The organism is Paenibacillus sp. FSL P4-0338 (assembly GCF_038002365.1).
Lineage (GTDB): Bacteria > Bacillota > Bacilli > Paenibacillales > Paenibacillaceae > Paenibacillus_AQ.
Genome location: NZ_JBBOCG010000002.1, coordinates 130,337 through 151,719, shown reverse-complemented (window position 1 = coordinate 151,719; position 21,383 = coordinate 130,337). Strand labels below are relative to the sequence as shown.

Annotated in this window: 16 protein-coding genes and 1 tRNA gene; 6 read left to right on the top strand and 11 right to left on the bottom strand. The window is 53.3% G+C overall.

The window, feature by feature from the left end; all coding sequences use genetic code 11:
• Positions 1 to 3 precede the first annotated feature (3 nt).
• A complete protein-coding gene (locus tag MKZ07_RS24755) occupies positions 4 to 1,338 on the top strand; it encodes a 6-phospho-beta-glucosidase (RefSeq protein WP_036691289.1) in 1,335 nt (444 codons plus the stop codon).
• Between the two features lie 67 nt (positions 1,339 to 1,405).
• Here the strand turns inward: MKZ07_RS24755 and MKZ07_RS24750 are convergent, their stop codons facing one another.
• Both MKZ07_RS24750 and MKZ07_RS24745 read right to left on the bottom strand, forming a co-directional pair.
• Complete coding sequence (locus MKZ07_RS24750) at positions 1,406 to 2,128, bottom strand: bZIP transcription factor (RefSeq protein ID WP_051493197.1); 723 nt, start codon at positions 2,126 to 2,128, stop codon at positions 1,406 to 1,408.
• A 128-nt stretch (positions 2,129 to 2,256) separates the two neighbouring features.
• Positions 2,257 to 3,072 carry a helix-turn-helix domain-containing protein gene (locus MKZ07_RS24745; protein WP_327196373.1) on the bottom strand — a complete coding sequence of 272 codons (816 nt, stop codon included), beginning with the start codon at positions 3,070 to 3,072 and terminating at the stop codon, positions 2,257 to 2,259.
• A 126-nt stretch (positions 3,073 to 3,198) separates the two neighbouring features.
• On the opposite strand from MKZ07_RS24745, the gene MKZ07_RS24740 reads away from it, so the two are divergent.
• On the top strand, positions 3,199 to 4,485 hold the full coding sequence (locus MKZ07_RS24740) for a Gfo/Idh/MocA family protein (protein ID WP_341028246.1): 1,287 nt from the start codon (positions 3,199 to 3,201) through the stop codon (positions 4,483 to 4,485).
• Between the two features lie 210 nt (positions 4,486 to 4,695).
• Here MKZ07_RS24740 and MKZ07_RS24735 read toward each other — a convergent pair.
• Positions 4,696 to 4,779, bottom strand: a tRNA-Leu gene (locus MKZ07_RS24735).
• A 253-nt stretch (positions 4,780 to 5,032) separates the two neighbouring features.
• Here MKZ07_RS24735 and MKZ07_RS24730 point away from each other — a divergent pair.
• Positions 5,033 to 6,829 carry a helix-turn-helix domain-containing protein gene (locus MKZ07_RS24730; protein ID WP_341028243.1) on the top strand — a complete coding sequence of 599 codons (1,797 nt, stop codon included), beginning with the start codon at positions 5,033 to 5,035 and terminating at the stop codon, positions 6,827 to 6,829.
• A 120-nt stretch (positions 6,830 to 6,949) separates the two neighbouring features.
• On the opposite strand, the gene MKZ07_RS24725 is transcribed toward MKZ07_RS24730, so the two are convergent.
• Together MKZ07_RS24725 and MKZ07_RS24720 are read right to left on the bottom strand one after the other, a co-directional pair.
• Complete coding sequence (locus MKZ07_RS24725; RefSeq protein WP_341028240.1) at positions 6,950 to 7,855, bottom strand: AraC family transcriptional regulator; 906 nt, start codon at positions 7,853 to 7,855, stop codon at positions 6,950 to 6,952.
• 108 nt (positions 7,856 to 7,963) lie between these two features.
• Positions 7,964 to 8,851, bottom strand: a complete 888-nt coding sequence (locus MKZ07_RS24720) for a GNAT family N-acetyltransferase (RefSeq protein ID WP_341028237.1) — start codon at positions 8,849 to 8,851, stop codon at positions 7,964 to 7,966.
• Positions 8,852 to 9,041: 190 nt separating this feature from the next.
• Between MKZ07_RS24720 and MKZ07_RS24715 the strand changes: the two genes are divergently transcribed.
• Positions 9,042 to 9,434 carry a hypothetical protein gene (locus tag MKZ07_RS24715; protein WP_036691296.1) on the top strand — a complete coding sequence of 131 codons (393 nt, stop codon included), beginning with the start codon at positions 9,042 to 9,044 and terminating at the stop codon, positions 9,432 to 9,434.
• 101 nt (positions 9,435 to 9,535) lie between these two features.
• On the opposite strand, the gene MKZ07_RS24710 is transcribed toward MKZ07_RS24715, so the two are convergent.
• The 3 genes from MKZ07_RS24710 to MKZ07_RS24700 form a co-directional block, all read right to left on the bottom strand.
• Entirely contained in the window at positions 9,536 to 10,822 is a 1,287-nt protein-coding gene (locus MKZ07_RS24710; RefSeq protein WP_341028233.1) for a glycoside hydrolase family 18 protein, read from the bottom strand.
• Positions 10,823 to 10,994: 172 nt separating this feature from the next.
• Entirely contained in the window at positions 10,995 to 13,811 is a 2,817-nt protein-coding gene (locus tag MKZ07_RS24705; protein WP_445670309.1) for a glycoside hydrolase family 3 C-terminal domain-containing protein, read from the bottom strand.
• 222 nt (positions 13,812 to 14,033) lie between these two features.
• Positions 14,034 to 14,195 carry a hypothetical protein gene (locus MKZ07_RS24700; protein ID WP_235218339.1) on the bottom strand — a complete coding sequence of 54 codons (162 nt, stop codon included), beginning with the start codon at positions 14,193 to 14,195 and terminating at the stop codon, positions 14,034 to 14,036.
• Positions 14,196 to 14,418: 223 nt separating this feature from the next.
• Between MKZ07_RS24700 and MKZ07_RS24695 the strand changes: the two genes are divergently transcribed.
• Together MKZ07_RS24695 and MKZ07_RS24690 are read left to right on the top strand one after the other, a co-directional pair.
• Complete coding sequence (locus tag MKZ07_RS24695) at positions 14,419 to 15,729, top strand: putative DNA modification/repair radical SAM protein (protein WP_341029759.1); 1,311 nt, start codon at positions 14,419 to 14,421, stop codon at positions 15,727 to 15,729.
• Positions 15,729 to 16,610: a TIGR03915 family putative DNA repair protein gene (locus tag MKZ07_RS24690; protein WP_084648805.1), complete on the top strand. Its 882-nt coding sequence runs from the start codon at positions 15,729 to 15,731 to the stop codon at positions 16,608 to 16,610. The genes MKZ07_RS24695 and MKZ07_RS24690 overlap by 1 nt, the downstream gene beginning before the upstream one ends.
• 66 nt (positions 16,611 to 16,676) lie before the next feature.
• On the opposite strand, the gene MKZ07_RS24685 is transcribed toward MKZ07_RS24690, so the two are convergent.
• From MKZ07_RS24685 to MKZ07_RS24675, 3 genes are all read right to left on the bottom strand, one after another.
• Positions 16,677 to 19,061, bottom strand: a complete 2,385-nt coding sequence (locus tag MKZ07_RS24685; protein ID WP_341028227.1) for a phosphoketolase family protein — start codon at positions 19,059 to 19,061, stop codon at positions 16,677 to 16,679.
• Between the two features lie 278 nt (positions 19,062 to 19,339).
• Entirely contained in the window at positions 19,340 to 20,062 is a 723-nt protein-coding gene (locus MKZ07_RS24680) for a GntR family transcriptional regulator (RefSeq protein WP_036691306.1), read from the bottom strand.
• Between the two features lie 93 nt (positions 20,063 to 20,155).
• On the bottom strand, positions 20,156 to 21,298 hold the full coding sequence (locus MKZ07_RS24675) for a response regulator (protein ID WP_036691307.1): 1,143 nt from the start codon (positions 21,296 to 21,298) through the stop codon (positions 20,156 to 20,158).
• Positions 21,299 to 21,383: the final 85 nt, after the last annotated feature.

The window sequence follows — 21,383 nt, the reverse complement described above, 5'->3', positions numbered from 1 at the left end:
ATCTTGACAGCAAACCAAGGTCTTAAGATTGCCGTAATTGGCGGGGGCTCCTCCTATACCCCGGAACTGGTAGAAGGCTTCATCCTGCATTATAAGGAGCTCCCGGTCCGGGAGCTATGGCTTGTAGATATTGAAGCAGGCCTGCACAAGCTGAACATCGTAGGCGCACTGGCGAAGCGCATGGTGGAGAAATCCGGCCTCCCGATCAAGGTCCACCTCACTACCGACCGCCGCGAAGCGATTGCCGGGGCGGACTTCGTCAGCACGCAGATTCGCGTCGGTATGCTGGATGCCCGCGCCCGCGACGAGGCGATTCCGCTGAAATATGGCGTGATCGGCCAGGAGACGACCGGTCCCGGCGGCATGCTGAAGGCACTGCGCACCATCCCGGTCATTCTCGGCATCTGCCGGGATATCGAGGAGCTGGCGCCGGACGCCTGGCTGCTCAACTTCACCAACCCGGCAGGCATGGTCACCGAAGCCGTGCTGCGGTACTCCAAGGTGAAGAGTATCGGCCTGTGCAATGCCCCGATTGGCCTGATTAAGCAGGTATCAGCCAAGTATGACACTGCCCCGGACCGGATCTATGCCGAGTTCGTCGGCCTGAACCACCTGCACTGGATTACCCGCATTGATGTGGAGGGTGAAGACAAGCTGCAGGAGATGCTGAAGGATACCGCTGGCTACAGTGCAAAGAATGTTCCGGCACGCGAATGGAACCCCGAGTTCCTGCAGTCGCTGCACGCCTTGCCTTCGTATTATCTGAAGTACTTCTACATGACCGATGCGATGCTCGCAGAACAGCAGGAAGCCGCCGCGCAAGGCGGGAACCGCGCCGAAGTGGTCAAGCGTGTGGAAGAGGAGCTGTTCGCCATCTACAGCGACCTTGCGCTGGATGAGAAGCCGAAGCAGCTGGAGCAGCGCGGCGGAGCCTTTTATTCGGAAGCGGCCGTGAACCTGATGCGCTCACTCTATAGCGGGACCAATGACATTCAGACGTTGAATGTGGCGAACCGGGGCATTCTGGACTTCCTGCCGGATGATGCCAGCATCGAAGTCAACTGTGTCGTGACTAAGACTGGCCCCCTCCCGCTGCCGCTGACCAAGATTCCGCCGATGGCCACAGGACTGATCCACGCCGTGAAAACCTATGAGCAGCTAGCCATCGACGCCGCTGTCACCGGAGACCGCAGCCTGGCGATCCAGGCGTTAGCCCATCACCCGCTCGTCCCTTCTGTGGAAGTAGCCATCGCCATGCTGGATGAGATGCTGGAAGCGAATAGGGAGTATCTGCCGGCCTTTTTCGGAGAAGCGGCTGCCCCTGCACCTGTCTTATAATTTCCTTCTTCTGATAAAAAAGCCTGTGCCAACCACAGTTCACTCTGCGGCCGCACAGGCTCTTCTCTTATTTCTTTATGGTATAACGGTAGGTTTCGCCCTCAATCTCGAAATCCGCATATAGCGGCTTGCCGCTCGACTTCACTTCATCAGGAACCTCGGCCAGGAACACCAGCGTACCATACTTCAGCGGTCCAATCGTCGAGATATTGGTATAGGTGAATTCTTCACCACCGTTCTTCTCCATCGTCGCGAAGGTGCTATACACATATTTGTTGTCATATGTAACCTCCACATCCGCTACTCCACCCGCATTGATGGCTTGGCCTGCCAGATTTTTCACCTTCAAGGTGATCGCCAGATAGGTTGTCCCCGGTTCCTTGGCTTCATAGTAGGTGTAGTATGAACCCGGATTCGACGGATAAACTATTTTGCTGAATGATGTCTTGGTAATAGTATATTCACCCGTATCATCAATCCTGAGTGGCGTGCCCTTTACGATCCGCTTGTATTCATCGCCGGAATCAGCGGCTGCCGGGCTGTCTCCGGTACTTAGAAGTTCAGCCGTGCCGCCTTCCTCTTTCGCTGTCACAGGCCTCACAACAAGATCCTTCTTCAGCGCTTCATTCTCTTCCTTTAAAAACTTATTCTCCTTCTTCAGCTCACTAATCTCTGCCTTCAGCTTCTCCGTGAGCTCTCTGCCAGCGCCTGCACTGCCCGAAGAACAGCCGGTTACGGTTACCGCAAGCATAGCAGCAGCAAGCCAGAGACTCCCTGAATGGATTTTCATAACACACTCCAATATCTGTATTTCAACCTTCATTTATTATAAGACAGACTCTGTGTCAAAAGATAGAAAGATATGTAGCATCCCTCACAGCTATTGTCGAATGAAACATCGGATGCGGGCCGTAGTCGTCATCCCCTGTGCTGCTTGCGGTACTGGAGAGGGGAACGCCCCGTAATGGCCTTGAATTTCCGACCGAAATGCGCAATGCTCTCAAATCCCGTCTCCGCTGCCACCCGGGTGATCGGCCACTTCGTCTGTGTGAGCAGCGCCTTCGCCTCACGGATGCGGACAATATTCAGGTATTCAATGATGGTGAAGCCTGTCGTTTGCTTAAAAATCCGGCACAGATACGTTGCGCTGATGAAGAACCGCTCGGCAATGCCCACAAGGCTCAGACGCCCGCTGTAATGGTTGTCCAGATATTCGATGATGCTGTACACCCTGCGCTGCCCCTCGCTCTGCTCCGGGGAGACCAAGGCGGGCTTCGCCCCCCGTATCCGCTCCAGCGTAATCAGCAGTTGCAGCAGTAGCGTCCTTGTATATTCAGTGCTCCAGCGCAGACCCTCTTTCTGTTCCTCCTGCATCGCCTGGAGCAGCTCTGTGATGACTCCCTGTTCATGCGCCGTGGGCCGCAGCAGGAAGCTCTCCCCTTCGAACACATTCATCCAGTCTGCCCCGGGTGCCACCGGCCCCAGATAGGCATCATTGAAGCTGATCAGCACCCGCTCATGCGGCAGATGGCTTCCGCCGGTTGTGCGGTGCAGGTGATTTTTGTTAATAAACACGAGGTCTCCGGCTTCCAGCGCGTACCTTCCGTTGCGGATATAATAGTGACGCTGCCCGGACAGCAGATAGTATATTTCGTAGAAATCATGGAAATGGTCGGTGTCCATATTGAAATGCCCGATGCGCCTCAGCTGCTCAATCTGAAAGATAGGTTCCACCTTCACCAAGCCCCCTGCCAGGATAAGATCTGCACTCTTTTGAGCAAAACAGTCTAAATTCCGTTCACTTTCTGCATTTTCTATACTATAAAATAGAATCAAATCCAAGTAAATGGAGTGATCCCCTTGTCCAAAAAGAAATATGCACTTGTCGGCACCGGCGGCCGGGCTGAATTTTTCTATGGCGCTCTTGTTACCGCTTACAACGAAACCTCCGAGCTGGTGGCCTTCTGTGATGTCAATCAGACACGGATGAATTTCGCCAATCATATGCTTACAGGCAAATACGATTACCATGAGGTGCCTACGTACAAGGCCGAGGATTTCGACCGGATGATCACCGAGACCCGGCCCGACTTCGTGCTGGTGACTACGATTGACCGGACGCATCACAAGTATATCATCCGCGCGATGGAGCTCGGCTGTGATGTCATTTCCGAGAAGCCGATGACAATTGACGAAGAGAAATGCCGGGAGATCTTCGATGCGATTGAGCGCACCGGCCGGAATCTGCGGGTCACCTTCAACTACCGCTACGCCCCGCATAACACGAAGATCCGCGAGGTCATTATGGACGGCGTGCTGGGTGAAATTCTGTCCGTGAACTTCGAGTGGCTGCTGAACACCCAGCATGGAGCGGACTATTTCCGCAGATGGCATCGCGACAAGCGGAACAGCGGCGGCCTCTTGGTGCACAAATCGACGCATCACTTCGACCTGATGAACTTCTGGCTGGGGTCGCAGCCGGACACGGTTTTCGCCATGGGCGACCTGCGCTTCTACGGCAGAGAGAATGCTGAGAAACGGGGCATCACCGAGTTCTACCAGCGTGCCTACGGCAGTAAGGCTGCAGAGAACGACCCGTTCGCGCTACATTTGGACCGTAACGAACATCTGAAGAGCATGTACCTGGATGCCGAACACGAGGATGGGTACCAGCGCGACCAGAGTGTGTTCGGGGACAATATCAGCATCGAGGACACCATGAATGTTATGGTCAAATACAAGAACAAGACCGTCATGAACTATTCCCTTAACGCATATATGCCGTGGGAGGGCTTCATCATCGTGTTCAACGGTACACAGGGCCGGATGGAGGTACGGATTACCGAGCAGTCCTACGTCAACTCCGGCGGCAAAAAAGAAAACGAAGGCGCGCTGGAAGACATCAGCATTATGATCTATCCGCACTTCAAGGAGCCTTACCGTGTAGAGTTCGAGAGCAGCAGCGGTGGACACGGCGGCGGTGATCCGGTGCTGCTGAGCGATATTTTCGACAAAAAGCAGGAAGACCGCTTCAAGCGCGCAGCTTCGCATAAGGACGGCGCGATGTCGATTATGACCGGCATTGCCGCTAACCGCTCCATGAAGACCGGCCAGCCGGTGCGGATTGCTGACATCTGGCGGGGGTAATTCTAGCGCGTGGTCTCGCAGCAGCTATGAACCCGACAATGAAGAAGCCCCCTTTCCACCACTTGGATGTGGGGAAAGGGGGCTGTTTAATTGTCTACTTGGAGCCAGGCACATTGTATTCGGTTTCTTGCATACATTCTGCGTGTCGCAGCAAAAAAAAGACCCTTCATTTAAGAAGGGCCTTCGCTTGCATTACGGTTAAAACCATTATGCGGTCAAGAGGACTCGAACCTCCACGATATTGCTACCACTGGCACCTGAAGCCAGCGCGTCTGCCAATTCCGCCATGACCGCAAAGAAAACATTCAATGCAACGCAAGAAGTAATATATCATGAATTCTTCAGAAGAACAAGTCTTTTTTATTTATCAGAGTTAAGGAGGAGAATAGCCGCATTGTGAAGGGGTTAACTGGCGCATTACAGCTTGCCTCAACTTACGGTTGATTTTGTTATACCGCTTACCCTACTCCAGTATATGGGTTATTTTGAGAGCTGATATTATAATAGCCTTACGACGTCGGAATCCACTATAGGAGTTGTATCGCGCATGATCGTTAGCGAGAAAGTTGGTAAACGGATTGCTACCCTCCGCAAAACGAAAGGCTTGTCCCAGGAACAATTAGCGGAATTGCTCCATGTCAGCGCCCAGGCGGTATCCAAATGGGAGACCGGCAAGTCTCTGCCGGAGACGGCCACCCTTCCCCTGCTGTCTGCCGCATTGAATCACTCTATTGATAGCATCCTGCTGCCCCAGGAGCTTGTGGTGCTCTCGGCAATCTATACGGATGGACAGCAGGAGCTGGATGTTACCCAGCTTGTGAACCAGTTTGTAGCTTCAGACCGATTAAGCTTAATCCCCGGGGAGCACCTCTTTCCCCACTCCTGGAATGACAGCCGCCTGAAGCTGCTGCTTGTTACCTATGAGACCCCTGACGGTATGTATTCGACCTTTGTGCTGAAGGACCAGCTGCTTACGATAGATATCCATTCGAACGGGTATGTATCAAGCAGTAATGAGCTGCAGATTATTGCTGCACATTATGGGGATGAACAGGCATACCGCAGCGTTGCGGACAAAATGAAGCATTACGAGCATTTCCGCTGGACTCAGTTCACCGCCACACATGAGCTGTTTCCCAGTCTGGTCGACTGCGGCGGTCAAGACTACCTGCTGCTGGTCTACCTGAATGCCGAAGGTATTCATGCCGTAAGCTGCGCGGAAGGCGAACAGATTCATTACAGCGGGGACCGCAGTTATCTCTATCAGACCCGTTCCTCCCGGGATGAATGCATTATTGAAGGGCTTCCGCGACTGGGCTTCGGACGGGGGCAGGATTGCTCCTGGGCAGGAGCCATGATGCTCGCTCTTACCGCCAGAGACATAGAGACCACGTATGAGCAGGTGATGGGCTATTCGGGAGCCTGCTGGAGAGTGGCTTTTGAACCGGTATGGGACTTCAGTGCTGCGGATGCCCTTGTCGTCTATGACTATTCTATCCCCGCCTGCAAGGCTTATGGACTAAGCGCCCACCAGGCCAACCGGTTAGAGCCGCAGCAGCGCACAGCCGAGAAGCTGGCGATTCTGGAGGATATCCGCCAAGGCAGACTGCCCCTTGCCATTAACCTCAGGGTAGCGCCGGAGTGGGGAGTCATTACAGGATATCTGGCGGAGGGGGATGTGCTGCTGTGCCGCAGTTATTTTGACGATGAAACCTTCAGTGAGCTTGAAGCTGATCCTGAATTCCAGGCTCATATGAGGATAAGCCAAGGGTATCTCCATGTGGATCAATGGCCTTACCGGATCATCCGGTTGGGCGAGCAGACGGCGGTCCCTTCTGCCTTGGAGAATCTGTATGCCTCGCTTCATATTAAGCTGGAATCGATGCAGGCTGAGACCATAGCCAGTAACAGCACTTATGCTGTAGGATACAAAGCGCTGGAGCTATGGAGAGAGGGGCTCCTGGATCATCCATGGTATGCCGCAGCGGACGAAGAAACCTTCAGCCGCAGGTTATCCGTTAATCACTTCTGCATGATGGCCCTGGTAGATGCCCGCCGCTGCGCCGCCGCCTACTTAAGTGACTCTCTGACGCTGGTGCATGACCCGCAACAACAAGCTGCCTTAGCGGAGATGACTGAGATCTACGGAGAGATGGCTGGTCTGCTGGATAGATACTATAAGGAGATGTCCGACCCGGCAGTTCTCCGCACAACCGGCACTGCCCCGAGAGCCAACTGGACGACCCGGCAGCGTGAGCAGCAGGCAGAGCTTCTGGCGAAGGTTGCTTCGCTGGAGCATCAGGGAGATACTCTTGCGCAAACGGTGCTGAGCCTAACTTATTAGTGTATTGATGTATAACGGCTCTAGTGCCGGGTTTGGCCTGACGTAGAATTGTTGTGCAACAGGCAGCAGCTTAAGCAGAAGCGCCAGACGCTTTTGCTTAAGCCAGACTGCTGTTCGGAGTTAGTCTAATTTACGGACCGGCCGCAGCACCGCATACCCGTAACCCTCAGGGAAATGCCGCTGATAATCCTGTTTCTCCTCTTCGTCCCACATATAGCCCATAACCGCAGGATCATAATTCCAGGCCACTCCCTCAACAATACGCATCACCTGCCCATTATCCTGCAAGTAATCAAAGGGCGGATGAAAAAAGACCAGATACTCCGATTCCGGGATATCGAGGCACTCCATACCCTCCGGAACCGCCCCGTCGTAGTCAGCCGCGACAAGGATACCGTATAGATAGCCTTTGCGCCCCTCCTGATAGAACCAGCCTGCCGTTTGGCCCAGTTGGCCAGGCAGCGTATGGTGCGACATACTCTCCAGAGTTCCGGAGACCTCATCGCAGTCATGCCCATTCTCCCAGAATCCTCCGTAATTGTTAGAGCCGATATCGCGGATGCCGATAAACTTATGCGCCGGTATCCACTCAAGCTTAATCTCCGCTTCCTGCAAATGCACCTGTCTCATTCTATCCCGCTCCCTGATCAGATAATGATAAGGAGTGAACACCTCGGCACGAATAGCCAGCGGAATCGGTTGTGGAGCTATGCGGTAGGCATGAGGAGTGAGCTTGAAGGCTCTGAGAAAGGCCCGCGTGAACGCCTCCTGGGAGGAAAAGCCGAACTTCACGGCAATATCCAGAATGCGCGCATCCGTGTCCCTAAGCTCCAGGGCCGCCCGGCCGATCCTGCGCTGCCATACATAATCCCGCAGCGTCATCCCGGTCAGCGCATGAAATTGCCTGGTGCAGTAATACGGCGAATACCCCAGTTGCTCAGACATCTTCAGCAGGGTAGGCGAAGACGAGAGATCCTCCTCCACCCAGTCAATCATGCGCTGAACCATCTCATTCCATTCGTACATTGTTGTTCTCCTCCTTTCATTGCTGATTTTAGCAGAGGCCTAGAGTGTAGATATGACTTGAGTTGTGGTACCTTTAATCCTATTTGTATCTTCACAATTTGTATATTTTCAGAACATCCCGCCCCCAATAAGAATATGCTTCATGACACGGTCCATGGTGAACCCGTTCTTGTCGTAGAAGCGGATGGCAGCTGTATTCTCTTCGCCGACAACCAAGCTGATACCCGAATAACCCAGCCCTTTGTACTTCTCTGCCAGACAGGCAATCAGTTGCCTGCCTATGCCCCGGCCTCTCTCTTCGGGCCGAATACATAGGTACTCCAGATGAAGGGTGCCGGTCCGTGCATTTCTTCTAACAATTATGTATCCGGTGAACCGGCCCTCATTAAGGACAGCTTGAACGTCATATTCACTGTTGCTGCTGTCTTCTATCTCTGCAGTAATCTCCTCCGGGGTAAGAATTGCGCCTTGAAATTGCTGATTATGCAGATCGAGAATCTCCCCGGTCCACCTGGAGGCAGGCTCTGTGACGGGCAGAATAGACAAGCCAGGGTGCATGCGGCGGATGTTGTCAGGCGCTGATGCTATAGCGATCGAGTAGTGGTAATGCGTGTTCACCTTCTCAGCCCGATAGCGGGCAACATATTCAATGAGCGCAGTATTATCACCGCTAATAAAAAGATGGACGTACATTATAGCTCCAGCTTGAGCAGTCTCACTCAGGTAGTTGAATAAGCGCTGAAGCTCTTCTTCAGGGTGCGCTGAATAATAAGGGCCCCATACCTCAATATCCTTTTGCCCACCCCCAACATCATAGATGTCCAGGATAATCGCGCCAGTAATACGTTCTCCTTCATACAGCACCAGACTTGCTTCCTCCATACCATCACTAAGGTCATGCATAACATCCTCCAGCGTACTGCCTACATACCCGCACTGCTGGTCTCCTGCATTACGGGCGCAGATGAACGCCGCTAACTTCCCGATATCAGCCAAACGGTTCTCCCCCCTAATCATAGATTCACTATTGTAAGATAATACCACCTACCTACTAATAGTACGCTATCCCGCCCCCAAAGACAGCCCCGGGTTGTTCAAAAATAATCTGCAGAACTCCATACCCGCACAAGCCGCCCCCCAGGTTCTGAGTAAAATAAAGTAAATAGAACAGTGAGGTGAATGACGAATGGCAAATTCAACAAAGCTCCGCAAGCGGGCACAGCAGCTGAAAGGCCAGCCGGTCTGCATCACTTTGCATAATGGGCGTTCCTACGTAGGGTGGATTACAGACCTGAACCAGGAGGCGGTGATTCTGTCCAGACCCAGCACGCGTAAGGGACCATCCCCGAAACGGAAATCCTCTTCAGCTGCGCGCAGAGCAGAGGTATCCGGCTTCATGCCTTTACTAGGCTCGCTGATGGGCGGAGGAGGCGGGGCGGCCGGTATCGGCGGGGGTCTCGGACGGTTCATGGGCATGTTCGGAATGGTGCAGAAGGCTATGCCGGTGATGAAGATGGGCTACAACATGATCAAATCGATCCGGCCTTTTCTGGGCGGGCTCAAGGGCTTAATGGGCTAACACGTATATGCTCAAAAAAACGGATGTGCCGCCATTTCGCATGGGCACATCCGTTTTGGTGTGGAGATTCTTACGCCGCCGCTGGCCGCAGCGTCTCCGGTCTATTTTTTGACCACCTTGAAGTTATCCGTAAGCAGCAGCCAATTCTGCGGAAAAGGCAGGCCCAGCTTCCAGTAGCTGATGCCCCGCAGCCCTAACTCCTTGATCAAATCGAACTTAGCCTGAATCGAGCGGGCATCCTCAAACCATACCGTATGCTGCCGCCCCTCGTCATCGGTGTAATTGAAGTGCGGCGCCTCTGCTCTATAGTCATACTGAATGCCTGCATTCCTGTTCCTTGCCAGATCAATGGCTGCCTGCGGACTGAGCGCTTTCGCATATTGCCCCCCTGCTACAAAAGGCAGTGTCCAATCATAACCGTACAGATTCTGGCCCATCATGATTTTACCGGCGGGCATCTCGCTTGCTGCATAGGTCAGCACCTGACGGACAGGCCCGATGGGCGAGACAGGCATCGCCGGCCCCCCGCTGTAGCCCCATTCATACGTCATAATAATGACGAAGTCAGCCACCTCGCCGTGGACCTTGTAGTCATGCGCCGTATACCAGGCCCCAACCTGTGACGCGCTGGTCTTGGGGGCAAGGGCGGTGGACAACAGGAAGCCCTCCTTGTGAATGACGTCTGCCGCCTTCCGCAGAAAAGTGTTGTATGCTTCACGGTCCTCCGGCCGGAGAAACTCCAGATCAAAGTGGATATCCCGGAAGTTCAGCCGCTTCGCTTCCGCAATGATATTCTCAAGCAGCCGGTCCTGGACCTCCTGATCATTCAGAATGATGCGCCCAAGCTCCGAGCTGAACTGGGCATCCTCCAGATTCGTCACAACCATCATCAGCGTCACCTGATGCTCTGCGGCAATGGAGGCGAGGCCGTCCAGAGGCGGCGGTACCAGTGTTCCGTCCCGCTTGATCCGGAAGCTGAACGGTGCGAGATACGTCAGCTCAGGAGCAGCCTCACGTGCAGCATTCTGCAGCGGCTGGGAGACACTCTCCCCCCGCGGCTCCACATATGCGTTCACTTCCGCTTGCCGCCTCGGTCCAGGGGGAATATACAGCCGGAGCCCGACCTGCAGCGGCTGATTCAGCGTCAGCCCGTTCACCTCAGCCACCTCGCTTGCCTTCAGGCCGAACCGCTTGGCGATGCTGTAGTAGCTGTCGCCCGGCTGCACCCAATAATATTGCCCGGCAATCGGGATTACCAGCGCCTGCCCCGCCACCAGTCTTCCCGGCGCAGAGAGCTGATTCGCCTCAGTTATCGTATCTGTGCTGATTCCGTAGGCCTGCGCAATGCCATACAGCGTCTGGCCCGGCTGCACTACATGTATTTGCATATCGTTCCTGCCATCCCTTCATAGTAGCCGTTTTATCTCTATTTTATTCGGCGGCCCTGCGGGTATGCGGAATCAGGCGGATCATGCGAATTCTTATATATGCACAAAAGACACCCCGGAGGGTGTCTTGATGCTGGTGCTATCAATGGTTGCTGATCCTATGGTGCTGATGCTATACCTGCTTGAATTCAATCCATTCAATCTGCAGACCGGGCTTGACGAAGTCGAGCTTCAGCTCATACCGTCCGGCTTCCAGTTCAACCTTGACCAGCTTCTGTCTGATCCACCGGCCTTCCGTTCCGTTCGTCTGAATGGTGGTTACCGCTTGTCCATTCAGAGTCAGGTTGCAGGCGCTCTGCGCAAGCTCAGGCTCAGGAGACATGATGCTGACAATAATGCGGTACTGGCCCGCCTCGTCAGCCTGAATGTAGGTCGGCCCGGACACCGCAGGCGTTACCTGTGCGTTCTCGCTCAGAACCTGTACATGCTCAGCCGCGATAGCCAGATCAGTCTTGAACGTATCGACCGCTTCAATAATCTCATGCTTTCTGGAGAACACCGGCGCCTTCATGATGAACTCACAGATGTTGATTGCGCAGCGCTGAAGCTCCCCGCGGGTAAGGGTACCGTTCTCCAGAGATGCGATCGTGTTGTCGTCATAAGCGTTCACTTCTGCCCCATAGTTGCTGACAACCATGTACACATCGTTCTGCGCACGGACCATCCAGTTCATATTCTTACGGTCTGCCGGCCCTCCGTTCACCACATCATTCATAATCGCCCACCAGTCGGTCATGACGATCCCCTGGAAGCCCCATTCGCCGCGAAGCAGCGTGGTGTTGAGGTCATAGTTTGAAGCCGCCCAATGCCCGTTCACAGGGTTGTAGGAGGTCATGATCGAATTGGCCCCACCCTGCTTGACTGCGATTTCGAAGCCCTTCAGGTAGATCTCACGAAGCGCGCGTTCCGATACGACAGCATCGACCTTACTGCGGTGCTTCTCCTGGTTGTTGCAGGCAAAATGCTTCAGCGTCGCATTAGAGCCGCCCTTCATAATTCCGCGTGTGCATGCGGCAGCGAAGATCCCCGAAATCAGCGGGTCTTCGGAGAAATATTCGAAGTTGCGCCCGTTCAGCGGGCTGCGCCGGATATTCAGCCCTGGTCCCAGCAGCGCATCCACCTGGTTGCGCAATAATTCCTGGCCTTCCATGACATACAATGCTTCCACCAGTTCTGCGTTCCATGTAGCGGCGAGCAGGGTGCCAATCGATACCTGTGTAGCCTTCGCTCCACTGTCCATACGGATACCGGATGGGCCGTCCGCTGTAGCTGCAACCGGAATGCCGTAGCTGAACAGACTGTCGCTGACGCCCCCGAACGCCGAAGCCGTACCCGGAGTTACCAGCGGGCTGCTCATTCCTTCGCCCCGGACAATCGCCGCCAGGTCTTGGTCGCTTAGCTGGGCAATGAAGGTGCTCATGCTGACTTTTCCGTCATGGACATCTCTCAGGGTATATCCCTGATTACCGGTCTGCGCAAGCGTCTGCGGCAGATTGCGTTCAATCCGCTCCGCCAGATCCACCTTGCGTGTAGGTACCTCAGACGAGACAAGCTCATACGAACCGTCTGCCTTACGGGCACCCGGCTTCATCCGCATGAAACTCTCAGTAGGTGCCATTGCTTCTTCCAGCTGTTCCACAACCTTAAGCTCTTCCAGCACATAACCTTCTTGTCCGTCCAGAAGCACTGCTGACACCGCTTTGACACTGGTGCCTGCATAGAAGCGGTAGGTACCGGCTTCGAGCACATAAGCGGAAGCATGCCCGGTCACACCAGCGTCATCATAGGAAGCCATGGAATGGAGCGGGAAGCTCACAGTAAGGCGCTGAGACTCACCAGGCTCGAGCAGCTTGGTCTTAGCGAAAGCTGCCAGCGCTTTGGCCGGTTGACCCAGCTGTCCCTGCGGCGCTTCGTAATACACCTGCACTACTTCTTTACCGGTATACACCGCTCCCGTATTCGTTACAGTTACACCAATTTCAATCTGCGGCTCGCCCGCCTGGTTCACCAGCTTCGCTTCCTCCGGCTCCAGCTTGAAGGTCGTGTACGAGATCCCGTAGCCGAATTCATACTGAACCTTATCGGGGCAGAAGGTCTCGAAATAGCGGTAGCCTACATAGATATCTTCCTCGTACAGGTTCTTGAACTCATTGCCGTAGTTGCGGGTCGACGGGTAATCCTCAATGGAATACGCGATGGTGTCCGTCAGCTTGCCGCTTGGCGTAACCTCTCCGGCCAGAACATCGGCAATCGCGTGGCCGCCTTCCATGCCGCCATGCCAGGAATAGATCACAGCAGAGATAGGATTCACATAAGCGGCGTCATTCACCCAGCTCATATCCATGATATTGGACACATTGAGCACCACAATCGTCTGTTCAAAATGAGCCGTAACCGAGACAAGCATCGCCTTCTCATCTTCCGTCAGCCGGTAGCTGCCTGCGGTATCGGCATTATCCTGATCCTCGCCCGCCGTACGTCCTATAACCACAACCGCTTTGGCTGACTGGCTTCGTGCCTGCTTCACCAGCTCGTCCGTAAGCGGCATTTCCTTCTGGTTCCACGGCTCCGCAGCCCATACCTTGCCGCCGTCATCGAACGGGTTAAGCCCGATCCAGGCCTCATAGGCTGCAGCCAGTTCTTCATTCACGCTAATGTTCTTCTTGCTGCGCAGTCCATCCAGCAGGTTCGTCGTATATGCAACGTGAACGCTACCGCCCGATCCAGTACCGCTGCGGTAATAATTCACCTGTATTCTGCCAAAAACAGCAACGCTCTCACCGTTACCCAGCGGAAGCACCTGTCCCTCATTCTTAAGCAGTACCGCGCCTTCTGCGGCTACCGTCCGGCTAAATTCTGCAAAACCCTCTAACGGCACTCCAATGTTCTGTGTACTCAATTGGTTTCCTCCTGTATGTTCATTTCCCATGCTGTGGGTTGATTCTATAAATAACGCCCTCCCGAAGGGAATGTACGTTACCTTGAATCTGTATGGTCTTGCATATAGCATATCCTTCTAAGAATATAAGCTCCAGCCATATTATTCAAGCACCGCTCTAAAAATAAAAAGACACCTGTGCGGGCGTCTTTCAAGCCTGTTCCTATGCAATCCGCTGCGCCTGAATAAATACGTCCGGATCTTCTGTTTATTTTATCTGCGGCGGCGGCCCTTCATCATGCGGTTGTACATAATAAGAGCAGCAACGATCATGCCCAGCATGGCTACACTGCCTGCCGATTCCTGCGACATGCCGAACATCAGGCACACACTTGTCACTAGCTGTCTTGTCAGCAGCGCGACGGCTATCAGCATGATAGGCCGCCATATGTTATATCCTCTCACTTTAGCAACACTCCTAACCCGATTTTCAATAATCGCATGATTCCTCATTCCATGAACCATCAATTTCTATTATAGCACAAGAAGGAATGCGCATACATTTTGCAGGCGGCCGGGGAGGTGGATTACGCTTTGACAAGAACGTACGTTCGATATATAATGCTCACATATGAGGGGGATTGAGACCGTGGATGTAATGGAGAAACTAGAGATTCTGACCGCTTCAGCCAAATACGATGTGGCGTGCACTTCAAGCGGTTCCGACCGTAAGGGCCAGGCCGGGACGCTCGGCAACACCTCTGCGATGGGCATCTGCCACAGCTTCGCGGCGGACGGCCGCTGTATTTCGCTGCTGAAGGTGCTTATGACCAACGGCTGTGTATATGATTGTGCCTATTGCATCAACCGCAAGTCCAACCCCATTCGCCGGGCGGCCTTCACCCCCGAAGAGATCGCAGATATCACCATGCAATTCTACCGCCGTAATTATATAGAAGGATTATTTCTCAGCTCAGGCATTATGCGCAGTCCCGACTACACCACCGAGCAGTTAATCGGCGCACTTGAGCTGCTGCGCAATGTCTATCATTTCAACGGTTATATTCATGTAAAAGCCATCCCCGGAGCAGACGAAGCCCTGCTGTCCAGACTTGGGCTGCTCGCCGACCGCATGAGCGTCAACATCGAACTGCCCTCGCAGGAGAGTCTCGGACGGCTCGCTCCCGATAAGAGCAAGGTATCCATCCTGAAGCCGATGGGGCTGATTAGCAGCCGGATCAAGGAGAACCGCTCCGATATCGTCCGGTATAATCACGCGCCCCGCTTCGCTCCGGCCGGACAGAGCACCCAGATGATCGTGGGGGCAACGCCAGATACGGATTACCAGATTCTTAATCTGACGGAGGGATTATACCGCAAATACTCGCTCAAGCGCGTCTTCTTCTCCGCCTACACCCCGGTTGTGGAGGATTCCCTCCTGCCCGCTCTCGACACCAAGCCACCGCTGCTGCGGGAACACCGGCTCTATCAAGCCGATTGGCTCCTGCGTTTCTACGGCTTCAAGGCGAATGAATTATTGGATGAGGCCGTGCCGAACTTCAATCCGCTGCTGGACCCCAAATGCAGTTGGGCCGTTAACCACCGGGAGCAGTTCCCCGTTGAGATCAACCGCGCCCCTTACGAAATGCTGCTGCGTGTACCCGGCATCGGCGTAAGAAGCGCACAGCGGATCGTGAAGGCCAGACGGGCCGGAGCGCTCGATTTCCATGCGCTGAAGAAGCTGGGAGTGGTCCTCAAGCGTTCTCAGTTCTTCATCACCTGTAAGGACAAACCGCTGGAGGGACTGAAGGTAAGCGAGCACACCCTGCTTCGCTCACTCATGTCCGGGGAGCAGCTCGCTCTCCAGCAGCCGCAGGTGGAGCAACTCACGCTGTTCGACGACTTCAACCTGTCAGCACTTCCGGCAGCAGATAGTTGGAACCTGCTCAAGAAGGGGGCGAAGGCCTGATGTTCAAGCCGTCCGCACTGGCGTATACCTATGATGGAAGCTTCGAGGGCCTGCTGTGCTGTGTGTTCGAGAGCTATGCCTGGAAGGAGACTCCGTTAACGATACATTCCGCAGATGCAGAGCAGGGGCTGTTGCTGGAGGCCAAATGGATCGAGACTGACAAGGACAAGGCAGCACGGGTACTGAAATCCCTGCCGCTGCGGATCAGCCGGGAAGCCGAAGAACTGGTGCGTCTGGGCTTCTGGAGCTGCGCTCCCGAGAAGGAAATGCTGCTGTTGAACTTCCTGTATCTCGGCTTCCAGCATGGCCGCAAGGTGATGAATATGCTGGCCGACGACACGGTGAACACACTAATGAAGGCCGTACAGCAGCTCCGGCATGAAGCGCATCTGTATACAGGCTTCGTCCGCTTCTCCGTATACGGACCGGTCATGGCCGCAGTCATTGAACCGCAGGGCTATGTGCTGCCTGTGATCCAGGAGCATTTCTGCGACCGGTTCCAGGGGGAGAGCTTCATGATCTACGATCAGACGCACGGAGCTGCGCTGATTCATGAGCCCGGACGGGAGGCCATCGTGCCGTTAAACGGCTGGACCCCGCCCGAGCCCGATGAGACGGAGGAAGCGTACCGCCGCTTATGGACTGGCTTCTACAATGCCATCGGCATCAAGGAGCGCTACAACGACCGGCTGCGTTCCTCACTGATGCCGAAGCGCTACTGGAAGCACATGGTGGAGATGAATGGAAGGGGCGGTGTGCCTGTACTTTCTGCGGGGCAGCGGAAGAGAGCATTGCAGCCGGAAGCGCCGAAGACCTCATCGATCCCGGACATCCAACTTCAATCATCGGATACAAAAAGCGCCCCGCAGCCATCAACATGACTAACCGGAGCGCTCCCTGATTGAAGCCTTCTATATTATCAATGAAATAACACTATCATCTAAAGCCTAGTTCAAAGCCTTCCATACCCAGTTCTCAACCTCTGGAAGGTCAATGCCTTCTTCGCGGATGTATGCATGATGCTTCTGCACGATGGCATCCATCTCGTCAGCGATGGACTGGTATTTGCTTGCTTCCGGCAGGCTCAGCACAGCTTCCTTCGTGAGGTCGAAGCGGTCCATCTGGTTGAGGACACGCATATCGAACGGTGTAGTGATGTCGCCATTCTCGCGGTAACCATGCACATGCAGGTTATGGTTATGGCGGTCGAAGAACAGGTCTTTGATCAGGCCTTCATAGCCGTGGAAGGCGAAGATGACCGGTTTATCTTTTGTGAAAAATTGATCAAACTCCTCGTCAGACAAGCCGCGCGGATCAAGCTTCTGACTTCTCAGCTTCAGCAGATCGACTACGTTAATGTAACGGATCTTCAGCTCAGGCAGCTTCTCATGCAGGATCGAGATGGCAGCCAAGGCTTCCATAGTTGGTTCTGTACCCGAAGAAGCGATGACGAGATCCGGCTCTCCGCCTTTGTCGGTGCTGGCCCAGTCAATGATCTTGAGGCCTTTAGTTACCAGCTCCTGAGCTTCGTCGGCCGAGAACCACTGCGGACGCGGATGCTTGGAGGATACAATCAGGTTGATCTTCTGACGGTCATTCAGGATCGTGTCGAAGACAGCCAACAAGCTGTTCGCATCGGACGGCAGATACTCACGGATGAATTCAGGCTTCTTGTCAGCCAGATGGCCGAGCAGACCCGGATCTTGGTGGGTATAACCGTTATGGTCCTGCTGGAATACGGTCGATGTGGCGATCACGTTCAGGGAAGGAATATCTTCTCTCCAGGTCTGATCTGTCGCCTTACGCAGCCACTTGAAGTGCTGGGTAATCATCGAGTCAACCACGCGCAGGAACGCTTCATAGCTGGCGAAGAATCCGTGGCGCCCAGTCAGGACATACCCTTCCAGAATCCCTTCCGCCTGATGCTCAGACAACTGGGAGTCAATGACACGGCCGTATGGAGCAAGGAATTCATCCTGCGGTTCCTGAATGGCATCCATCCATTGGCGCTTGGTCACTTCGAATACAGGTCCCAGACGGTTAGACATAGTCTCATCCGGTCCAAAAATCCGGAAGTTGCGGTTCTCTTCGTTGAGCGTAACAACCTCTTTCAGGTATTTCCCCAGCACGGCCATATCCTGTGCGATCACTTGACCCGGAACGGAATTATCCAGGGCGTAGTTGCGGAAATTCGGCTTGTGCAGGTCTTTGATCAGCTTGCCGGCATTCGTTACAGGGTTCATCCCCATACGTCTGTCGCCGGTTGGCAGCAGCTCAGCCAGATCCGCGTTCAGACGGCCGTTCTCATCGAACAATTCTTCAGGTCTGTAGCTGTTCAGCCATTCAAGCAATGCCGGAGCATGCTTCATGTTCTTCTGATCAACCGGAATCGGCACCTGGTGGGCACGGAAGGAGCCTTCATTCGGCACGCCGTCCCATGCTTTGGGACCAGTCCAGCCCTTAGGCGTACGGAAGACCAGCATCGGCCATACAGGGCGTTTAGTATCGTTATTTTCACGGGCATTCTTCTGGATTGCGGCAATTCTCTCTACGATCGTATCCAGCACCTTCGCCATTTCCGGGTGCATCAGATCCGGGTTCTCGCCTTCTACGAAGAATGCTTCCCAGCCATTTCCGGCAAAATATGCGGTCAATTCTTCTCTGCTCATCCGGGAGAGGATGGTAGGGTTGCTGATCTTGAAGCCGTTCAAATGCAGAATCGGCAATACAGCACCGTCTGTAATCGGGTTGATGAACCGGTTGGACAGCCAGGAAGCGGCCAGAGGGCCGGTTTCTGCTTCGCCGTCACCTACAACTACTGCAGAGATCAGATCAGGGTTATCGAGAATCGAACCCACGCTGTGCGACAGGGAGTAACCCAGTTCGCCGCCTTCGTGAATGGATCCAGGTGTTTCAGGAGCAGCATGGGAGGCTACACCGCCAGGGAAAGAGAATTGCTTGAACAGCTTTTTCAGACCAGGGATGTCTTGGGTGATCTGGGGGTAGATTTCAGTGTAGCTTCCGTCCAGATAAGAGTTCGATACCATCACCTGGCCGCCATGGCCCGGGCCTTCAATATAGAACATGTTGAGATCATATTTAGTGATTACACGGTTCAGGTGCGCATAGATAAAGTTCTGCCCAGGGATGGTGCCCCAGTGTCCGATCGGCTTCACTTTGACATCTGCATCCTTCAGCGGTTCTCTTAACAACGGATTATCCTTCAAATAAAGCTGGCCTACGGAGATGTAGTTCGTTGCACGCCAGTAAGCGTCAAGCTTTTCCAGATACGTTTTCGAGGAATAATCCACCTGTTCGATTGTTAATCCCATGTCTTCCACTCCCTAATCTTTTTCTTTGTATTTTGAATGTATCACTTCTACAGTTACATCATACATCGGCATTTCAGAAATTCAATCTTTTTAGAAATTAATACGGTCCAATATTGTGAAATTTTGAACATAGTATGAAATTCGCTGCAAAATTCGCACAAAATTATATTCTTTTTTATATTTATGGATTAATTTGTTATGTCCGAAAAGATGCCAAAAAGACCGGGACTCCTCCCGGCCTGCTATACCTCAGTTATGCTATTTACAACGTCCACCCGTTAATGCACAGACACGAACGTGTTGAACTTCAGATACTCATAATGGAAGCGCATATGCGAGAATTCAAACGGCGTGCCGTTATCCAGGAAGAAGATTCCTTCCATAATCCCTACAGGTTCATTCTCCTTCAGATGGAGCAGCTCCTGGTCATTCGGCAGCGAAGGCTCGGCAAAAATAGACAAAAAGGATTTAGTCACCGCCAGATTGCGCGACTCCTCCAGATAATGAAAAATCGAGCCCTCGATAATCGTCTGGTCGAGATTTTGCACAATTTTGATCGGAATATATCCCGTCTCAATCATGAAGGGCGCACCTTCAAACAGACGCAGACGCACGATCTTATACACGAAATCATGGGGCATCAGGAACAAATCCCGCTGAAGCTCCTCCGTGGGCCGGATGACCTCGAAGCTCAGCACCTTGATCTCCGGCTTCTTGCCGTGCATCTGGAAGTTATCCGACACCCCCAGGTTAGAGCCCTCGTAATTGAAGATCGAATCGTTCTTTATGTATAGCGGATTGATGAAGGTGCCGGAGCCGCGTTTCTTGAAAATAATGCCCGAGCTCTCCATCTTCATCAGCGCACGCTTAATGGTACTGCGGCTAACCTGATACGCCTCGCTGAGACTGCGCTCATCCGGCAGCTTCATATCGGCGTACTGCCCGGCAAAGATCTTCGTTTTGAGGTCAGCAATAATCTGCTTGTAGACAAATTGGGTCATGGGGTGCTCCTTCGTCGGGTCTTTGCAGAACCAGTTCATTCAAGATTAAATATATCATAATTTAGATAGGGCAAAAAGGATGAATCCACGGATTCACCCTTTTTGACGCTTGTTGTCCCAATCCCTATACCATTTGACAATCTCCCGGCTCGGTTTCTCCGCAACCTCTGCTTCCATAACCGTTTCCAGTAATACATATTGTCTTTGCACCAGAAAATGAAAGCCCATGCTATCCGATATTTGCATGTACAATAATTGCGCTTGCTCCTCTAACGGATAGCGGGTGCACACCTGTTCAATATGCTTGAAGGCCTGTTCATATTCTGCATTCCCCATATACCAGCGGACCAGATTCAGCTTGAGCCGAATCCACTGCAGCTGGAATCTTTGCCGTTCAAGCTCCGCCCACACATAATCGTACCCCTCCAGATATTCGCTCTTGAACAGCTTCAGGATTCGTTCATATTCAGGCAGTGTGTCATTCGACAGCTCTAACCCCGCTTGGATAAAGCGGTCAAACTCATCAACGTCCAGGCAGATCCCATCCAGCTTGAGCAGATAGCCGTCCGCCGTATTTTGCAGGAGAATCCGTTCTCTGCTGAAAGGCTCCAGCATTTTGCGGATATGATACACAGCAGTATATAACTGCGGATAGGCCCTGTCCGGATCAAAATCAGCCCACATTAGCTCAATTAGAGTCGCTTTACTGACCACTTTGCCGCGATGATGCAGCAGATAAAAGAAGATTTCCTGCGCCTTCGCCGTTCTCCATTGCAGTGACGGAAGCTCCTGACTCCCTTCGTAGATCCGGAAGGCATCGAGCATCAGCATCCTCCAGCTTGTCTGCGCTGACGTTGCCCGGGCTGCCAGGCCAGGCTTCTGCTGAGCATTCAATCTCCGCACTGTAAGCTTCAGACGGTCCATATGAATCGGCTTAAGCAAATAGTCCAGGGCATTCAGCTCAAAAGCCTTGATCGCATACTTATCATATGCCGTTACGAATACAACCTGCAGATCGGGTCTTCGCTCCAGTAGCCTCTCCGCCAGCTCAATCCCGCTCAGCTCCGGTAAATGGATATCGAGAAACACAATGTCGGCCTCGGTCTCCTCCACCTTTTGCTGCCCTAGCAGCGGATCGGTATATTTGCCGATAATCTCAAAATCACCAAGTGCATGCAATTGGCGTTCCAAAGCCTTTAGTGCCAATTCTTCATCGTCAATCAGGATTGCTCTCATTCGGATCTCCTTCGCAGCTGGAAATCGGTAAGGTGTTATAACCATTATACTTCAAATTTAATGATTTAGGGGTTGGAGGAGAATG